Raw genomic sequence first — 6,751 nt, 5'->3', positions numbered from 1 at the left:
GCTAACCAATGGCATACTCCATGGCAAGGGGGTTGTAGGGACATTTGTCCCTGCCGCATAAACGAACGCGTTCGTTTATGCGCGTAACATCAGTTAGAAACCTAAAATAATTCTTATATTTCGCTATAATTCCAAATAAACTACAAATTTAATCTTCTTCAATTAGGTAAAAATATGAAAAAAATCGCCATTATCGGTCGTCCAAATGTTGGCAAAAGTTCTCTTTTTAACAGATTAGTCAAAAAAAGAGATGCTATTACATCGGATATAGCCGGAACAACAAGGGATGTCAAAAGACGCCCTGTCATGATTATGAATAAAGAGGCTCTTCTTTTGGATACCGGCGGGCTTGACCAAGGGTGCGAACTTTTTGACAAAATCAAAGAGAAATCACTCGAAGCTGCAAAAAAAGCCGACATTATTCTCTACATGGTAGACGGCAAAAGTATTCCTGAAGAGAAAGATAAAAAGCTATTTTACGAGCTTCAGACACTGGGCAAAGATGTGGCTCTGGTTGTCAACAAAATTGACAATGACAAACTTAAAGATAATCTTTGGGACTTTTATGAGTTTGGAACAGATGCAATTTTTGGCATATCGGTTGCGCACAACAGAAGCGTAGTCTCCCTACTTGAGTGGGTGTATGACAAGATTCCAGACTCTGACATCGTAAAAGAAGATGGCGAAGAAGAGGATGACGTAAATCTAGTCGATGAAGATGAGAGTGAATTTGAGTTTGATGAGCATAACGAAGAGGAAGAGGATGACGGCTTTTTCTATACTGATGAAGAGGAAGAGGATGACTTTGAAGATGACTCCATCTTTGCACAAAATGATAGAATCAAAGAGTTTGACGAAAACGATATCAATCATATAAAAATCTCTATTATCGGGCGCACAAACGTCGGAAAAAGCTCTCTTTTAAATGCTCTGCTTGGCGAAGAGCGCTCAGTTGTGAGCTCTGTAGCGGGAACAACTATCGACCCTATTGATGAGAGCATCGAGTACAAAGGCAAACAGCTTACTTTTGTCGATACTGCGGGATTAAGAAGACGCGGAAAGATTGTCGGCATCGAGAAGTTTGCTCTTATGCGTACAAAAGAGATGCTTGAGAACTCAAATATGGCTCTTGTTGTTCTTGACGCAAGCGAGCCGTTTTTAGACCTAGATGAAAAAATCGCAGGTCTGGTTGACAGCAACCGTCTTGCATGTATCATTGTTTTAAACAAGTGGGATATCGCTTCAAGAGATGATTATGACAAAATTATTCAAGAGGTAAGAGACCGATTTAAGTTTCTCGCCTATGCACCCATCATAACCCTCTCTGCAAAGTCACACAAAAGAGTCGATAAACTCCATGATATGATTTTAGAGATAAATGAAAACTACTCTCAGCGCATAAAAACATCTGATCTAAATGTTGTTTTAGAAAAGGCGATGAGAAGACATCAGCTTCCATCTATGCATGGACAGATTATAAAAATATACTATGCAACGCAGTATGAGACTAGACCGCCTAAAATCGCCATTGTTATGAACAAACCGCGCGGGCTTCACTTTACATATAGAAGATATTTGACAAATAAGCTAAGAGAGGCTTTTAGCTTCAGCGGAACGCCTGTTCTTTTCAAGGCTAAAAAACGCGGGGATAAGTAAAAGGAGAAAAGCTCCTTTTACACTTAAGCTTTTAAAATGGTTTGATGATAACCATCGCAACAATAATCAGAAGCAAAATCGTCGGAACTTCATTGTAAGCTCTGAAAAATTTACCGCTCTTTGTACACTCATCATTTAAAAACTTCACTCTAAAATATCCAAGCGAAAAGAAAAAAGCGATTAAGATAAGCACAAAAAAGATCTTGGCATGCAGCCAGCCGTTGCCGCTAAAACCAAGTTCATAGGAAAGGTAAGAGCCACTCAAAACAGTAGCCCACATTGCCGGAACCCCAATATATTTGTAGATTTTCATCTCCATAACTTTTACTACTTTTACAAACCCTTCATTGTCGGCATTTTCGGCATGGTAGACAAAAAGACGCGGCAGGTAAAAAAGTACGGCATACCACGAGATAAAAGAGAGTATATGAAACCAGACTATCCAGTTGTACATGACTACTCTTCTACTACTTCCATCTCTTTAATAGAAGCTGCCTTGTGTGAAATCACCTTGTCATGAAGACGGCGAAGTGCCTTTGTAGCTCTCTCGATTGCCAGATCAATAGCCGCGTCCAAATCTTCATCACTCTGATTTATAACTACTGGCTGCGCATGCGCTATATGGATGTCAAACTCTACGCTCACACCCTTTTTTTCGCTTCCTATATTTACGTTTACGGTCGTAATATCCAGTGAATATTTCTTAAAAGCTTCGATAGCCGCTTCTATATGAGCTCTTGTGTTTGCGTGTAGAGATACATCTTTTGCATGAATTTGTACATTCATAATAAATCCTTTTGTTTGGCAGAGTGCCTATTTTAGCCAAATGGTAGCGAAATAAAGCTAAAAAATGTATAATGTCACAAATAAAATTTAGAAATTTTTGGAGTAGCTACATGAGAGTTTTGACGGGAATCCAGCCATCGGGAGATCTTCATATCGGGAATTATTTCGGTTCAATAAAGCAGATGGTAGAGGCTCAAAATGAGAGTCAGACTTTTGCTTTTATAGCGAACTACCATGCCATGACAAGTGTGAGCGATGGCAAACGTCTCGGCGAGCTTACAATGCAGTGTGCAACTGACTTTTTAGCTCTTGGCATTGAGCCTAAAAAGTCGGTCTTCTGGGTTCAGTCAGACGTAAAAGAGGTGCTTGAACTCTACTGGGTTTTATCCTCTTTTACACCCATGGGTTTACTTGAGAGAGCACACAGCTACAAAGATAAAACAGCAAAGGGAATCGCGGCAAACCACTCTCTTTTTTCATACCCTGTTTTAATGGCAGCGGATATACTGCTCTATGGCTCAGAGGTTGTTCCTGTTGGAAAAGACCAGATTCAACATGTTGAGATTGCCAGAGATATCGCTATCAAATTCAACAACCAATATGGAGATATTTTAACTATTCCAGAGTTTAGAGTTCAAGAAGAGGTACAAACCGTTCCGGGAATTGATGGGCAGAAGATGTCAAAAAGCTATAAAAACGTGGTAAATATCTTCGGAGATGAGAAGAGCCAGCTAAAAACCATCAAAAAAATCGTTACTGAAAATGTTGCTGTAGAAGAGTCAAAAGAGTATGAAACATGCAACGTCTACAATATGGCAAAACTCTTTTTAGAGGGAGAAAATCTAAAAGTGTTGCAAGAGCGCTACAGAAGAGGCGGCGAAGGGCACGGGCATTTTAAAGTATATTTAGCAGAGGTTATGTGGGAGTACTTTAGAGAGTATAGAGAGAAAAGAGAGTACTTTGAAGCGCATCAGGACGAAGTAAGAGATATTTTAGATATGGGTGCAATCAAGGCAAGAGAGGCAGCACTTCCCAGCATCGAGAAGATAAGAAGCGCTACTGGAATAAGATACTAAATCACTATCTTAGAGATATTGATTTAGATGTTATAAAGAACTTTTGTGACCAGATAGGCTCTGTCAAGTCTAGTAAAGAGTGAACTTCGTCATTTACCAGACGGTAATAGAGCGTAACTTCAACTCTGTCTGCTCCTCTTTGAGCCGGAGTCTTCAGCACTCTTTTTCCATTAGCAGGCACACTTAAATCATCTGAAGAGCTCACGGCAAGGTGCGGAATTGTCGCTTTTCCTCTTTTGTCTTTATAGTAAGTCGTCAAAGAGAGCGCTTTTGTCTCTAAAACCTCATCGCTCTTCTTAAAAACAAGTTCTGCTATTATCTCTCTTGAACCAAATCCGCTAGGTATGTTATGTGGATTTGAATTTAAAATAGATACAAATAGCTCCTTTTTCTTCTGCTCTAGCCTTAAATCGAGTGCACCTTCCCACATAGTATCTGTATGTGCGCCTGAAAATGTATGTGCTCTTACTTCTCTCTCTTTTGGCTTTCCGTTATCTATTCTTAAATTTGAAGCGATACCCTGTTTTTTTGACCCCATATGGCAATCAACACAAAGCTTACCACCATTGATATACTCTTTTTCCATGTTTATAAAAACAAAATCTGAAACAGACCTATCGTTTGCATGACATACTAAACAGAGCTTATTGGGGTCTTTATCCATATACTCCCTATGTTCAACTTTATGATACGGGGATCTTGCATCGTCAAAAGGTCCGACCATAGTACCTGATTTTGTCCACTCTACGCGGTTTATTCCTCTGGCTGTCTCATCTTTGTCGGAGTATATCACACCTATGTTATGACAAACTATACAGTTGATACCTTCGCTTATAACATCGTTCTCTAACGCTTTTTTGACCTCTGAATTTTTACCGAGTCCCATAGAGACTATAATCTCATGATCAATACCGGTACTTGTTACAGATATTCTCGGATTATGGCATGTCGCACACTCAACCTGCACACCGCTTAAACTCTTTCTTGTTTTCCTGCTTACGTAATCTGTAGTCGCTCTAAAGTACTCATTGTTTTCATAATGACTTTTTGCATGCCAAGATTGCTCCCACTCTTTAACTATATGAAGATGGCATGATTTGCATTTTGTAGAATCACTAAATCTATCGTCTACCTCAACCGGCTCTGCTGCGAATAGAGTTGATATCAATATAGCAGCATTGATTAATAATTTTTTCACTAATTTATCCTCTTTTTCTATCTAGCCAGACCATAAGCCCTTTTTGAGCGTGGAGTCTATTCTCCGCCTCATCAAAGATTATCTCGGAGTGTTTCTCAAAAACGCTCTCGCTTACCTCATAGCCTCTATAGGCCGGAAGGCAGTGTAGAAACTTCGCATTCTCTGCAGTGAGAGACATCATGGCATCATCGACCATAAATCCTTTAAACACTTTAAGACGCTCCCCTTTCTCCTCCTCTTGCCCCATTGAGACCCACGTATCTGTTATCACAACAGTTGCACCGCTTAGCGCCTCTTTTGGGTCGTTCATAAGCTTGATAACTGCACCGCTCTCTTTTGCAATGACAAGAGCTTCCTTAAGTATGTTCCCATCAGGTTCATACCCTTTTGGAGTAGCAACTCTTAGTTCAAAACCAAGTTTTGCGGCAAGCATCACCCAAGAGTGCGTCATGTTGTTTCCATCGCCTACATATGCGGCTACAATATTTTTCTCCATGCCATGCTCTACAAGTGTCATATAATCGGCTAAGAGCTGCACCGGATGATAGGAATCTGTAAGTCCGTTTATAACAGGAACTTTTGAGTAGTGTGCAAACTCCTCTATCATGGAGTGCTCGAAAGTTCTTATCATTACCATATCGCACATGCTTGAAATGACGCGTGCCGTATCTTTTATGGGCTCGCCTCTGCCTAGATGGATATCGCGGTTTGAGAGAAAAAGCGCATGACCGCCGAGCTGAAACATTCCAGCCTCAAAGCTGACGCGCGTTCTTGTAGAACTTTTCTCAAATATCATAGCAAGCGTTTGATTTTTAAGCTCTTGATTGTAAATTTTTGCTTTTAAATTTTTCTTGATGGAGAGTCCTGTCTCGATAATCTCAAGAATCTCCTCTTTTGTAAAATCTTTTAGTGTTAAAAAATGTCTCAAAATATGCCTTAAATTTTTTAAGATTTTCTGCCTCATTAGAGGCAAGCTTTAGTGTCATAGCGACTAGCGTAGCAAAACGGGCTTTGCTCATTTTGCGTTCAATAAGTTGTAAGCCGTAAGTTTATAGTAATTATCTTTAAGATTGCTTTTGCAGCATCTTTGCAACCTCTTTTGCGTGGTAGGAGATGATGATATCCGCGCCCGCTCTCTTGAAAGCAATCATAGTCTCCATAACAACTCTCTCATAGTCAATAAGCCCGTTCTTACCCGCCATCTTAAGCATTGCATACTCTCCGCTTACATTGTAAACCGCCATCGGAAGAGAGGTGTTGTCTTTTATCTCTCTTACTATGTCAAGATACGCAAGAGCCGGTTTTACCATAAGTATATCAGCACCCTGAAGCTCATCAGATATACTCTCCGCTACAGCCTCTCTTCTGTTTGCCGGATCCATCTGGTAAGATGCACGGTCGCCGAAACTCGGAGTTGATTCAGCCACGTCACGGAAAGGTCCGTAGTACCCTGAAGCAAATTTTGTCGAATAGCTCATAATAGGAAGGTTCTCATACCCCGCGCCATCAAGCGCATCTCTAAGTGTGGCTATGATCCCGTCCATCATCCCCGAAGGTGCTATCATGTCGGCACCAGCTTTTGCGTGAACAATAGCCTGTTGTGCGGAAATTTTAAGTGTTGCATCATTGTTTACAGTTTCTAGTTTTTCATCAATAATCCCGCAGTGCCCATGATCCGTATATTCACAAAAACACAAATCGGTTACGACAAACATATCGGGGTGCGCCTCTTTTACGGCGCGGATTGCTTTAGCGATGATTCCGTGTTCGCACAAAGAGTCTGAACCGATAGAGTCTTTTACATCAGGAATACCGAAGAGAATGATGGAGTAGAGTCCCAATTTTTTTATCTCGCCGCACTCTTTTAAAACCTCATCTATACTCATCTGAAATACACCCGGCATAGACGCAACCTCTGTTTTAATACCCTCGCCCGAACGGACAAAAAGCGGGTAGATAAAATCATTCACGGTGACGGTTGTCTCACGCACAAGCGAGCGAAGATGGGAGTTTAGGCGGGTTCTACGAAATCTTT

The 6,751-nt window shown here is 40.7% G+C and carries 7 protein-coding genes; 2 read left to right on the top strand and 5 right to left on the bottom strand.

Annotation, left to right across the window (positions count from 1 at the left end; genetic code table 11):
* The first annotated feature begins 174 nt into the window (after positions 1-174).
* Positions 175-1,656 carry a ribosome biogenesis GTPase Der gene (gene der / locus RQ763_RS08230; RefSeq protein ID WP_314152301.1) on the top strand — a complete coding sequence of 494 codons (1,482 nt, stop codon included), beginning with the start codon at positions 175-177 and terminating at the stop codon, positions 1,654-1,656.
* 31 nt (positions 1,657-1,687) lie between these two features.
* Here der and hemJ read toward each other — a convergent pair whose 3' ends face one another.
* Both hemJ and hpf read right to left on the bottom strand, forming a co-directional pair.
* A complete protein-coding gene (hemJ, locus tag RQ763_RS08225) occupies positions 1,688-2,110 on the bottom strand; it encodes a protoporphyrinogen oxidase HemJ (protein WP_314152300.1) in 423 nt (140 codons plus the stop codon).
* 2 nt (positions 2,111-2,112) lie between these two features.
* Positions 2,113-2,442 (bottom strand): ribosome hibernation-promoting factor, HPF/YfiA family, encoded by a 330-nt coding sequence (gene hpf, locus RQ763_RS08220; protein ID WP_314152298.1) that lies wholly within the window; start codon positions 2,440-2,442, stop codon positions 2,113-2,115.
* Positions 2,443-2,552: 110 nt separating this feature from the next.
* Here hpf and trpS point away from each other — a divergent pair, with 110 nt between their 5' ends.
* Positions 2,553-3,518, top strand: a complete 966-nt coding sequence (gene trpS / locus RQ763_RS08215; RefSeq protein ID WP_314152302.1) for a tryptophan--tRNA ligase — start codon at positions 2,553-2,555, stop codon at positions 3,516-3,518.
* A 4-nt stretch (positions 3,519-3,522) separates the two neighbouring features.
* Here the strand turns inward: trpS and RQ763_RS08210 are convergent, their stop codons facing one another.
* From RQ763_RS08210 to hemB, 3 genes are all read right to left on the bottom strand, one after another.
* Positions 3,523-4,716 carry a multiheme c-type cytochrome gene (locus RQ763_RS08210; RefSeq protein ID WP_314152297.1) on the bottom strand — a complete coding sequence of 398 codons (1,194 nt, stop codon included), beginning with the start codon at positions 4,714-4,716 and terminating at the stop codon, positions 3,523-3,525.
* Between the two features lie 4 nt (positions 4,717-4,720).
* Positions 4,721-5,644 carry an ornithine carbamoyltransferase gene (gene argF, locus RQ763_RS08205; RefSeq protein ID WP_314152296.1) on the bottom strand — a complete coding sequence of 308 codons (924 nt, stop codon included), beginning with the start codon at positions 5,642-5,644 and terminating at the stop codon, positions 4,721-4,723.
* 136 nt (positions 5,645-5,780) lie between these two features.
* Positions 5,781-6,751: porphobilinogen synthase (gene hemB / locus RQ763_RS08200; RefSeq protein ID WP_314152294.1), on the bottom strand; the 971-nt coding region annotated here is incomplete at its 5' end.

The sequence above is a fragment of the Sulfurimonas sp. genome, assembly GCF_032250635.1.
Lineage (GTDB): Bacteria > Campylobacterota > Campylobacteria > Campylobacterales > Sulfurimonadaceae > Sulfurimonas.
This window is presented reverse-complemented; position numbering and strand designations above follow the sequence as displayed.

Excerpts from the sequence above, each read along its gene's own strand:
- der (WP_314152301.1), top strand. The coding sequence starts at position 175 with ATGAAAAAAATCGCCATTATCGGTCGTCCAAATGTTGGCAAAAGTTCT.
- hemJ (WP_314152300.1), bottom strand. The coding sequence starts at position 2,110 with ATGTACAACTGGATAGTCTGGTTTCATATACTCTCTTTTATCTCGTGG.
- hpf (WP_314152298.1), bottom strand. The coding sequence starts at position 2,442 with ATGAATGTACAAATTCATGCAAAAGATGTATCTCTACACGCAAACACA.
- trpS (WP_314152302.1), top strand. The coding sequence starts at position 2,553 with ATGAGAGTTTTGACGGGAATCCAGCCATCGGGAGATCTTCATATCGGG.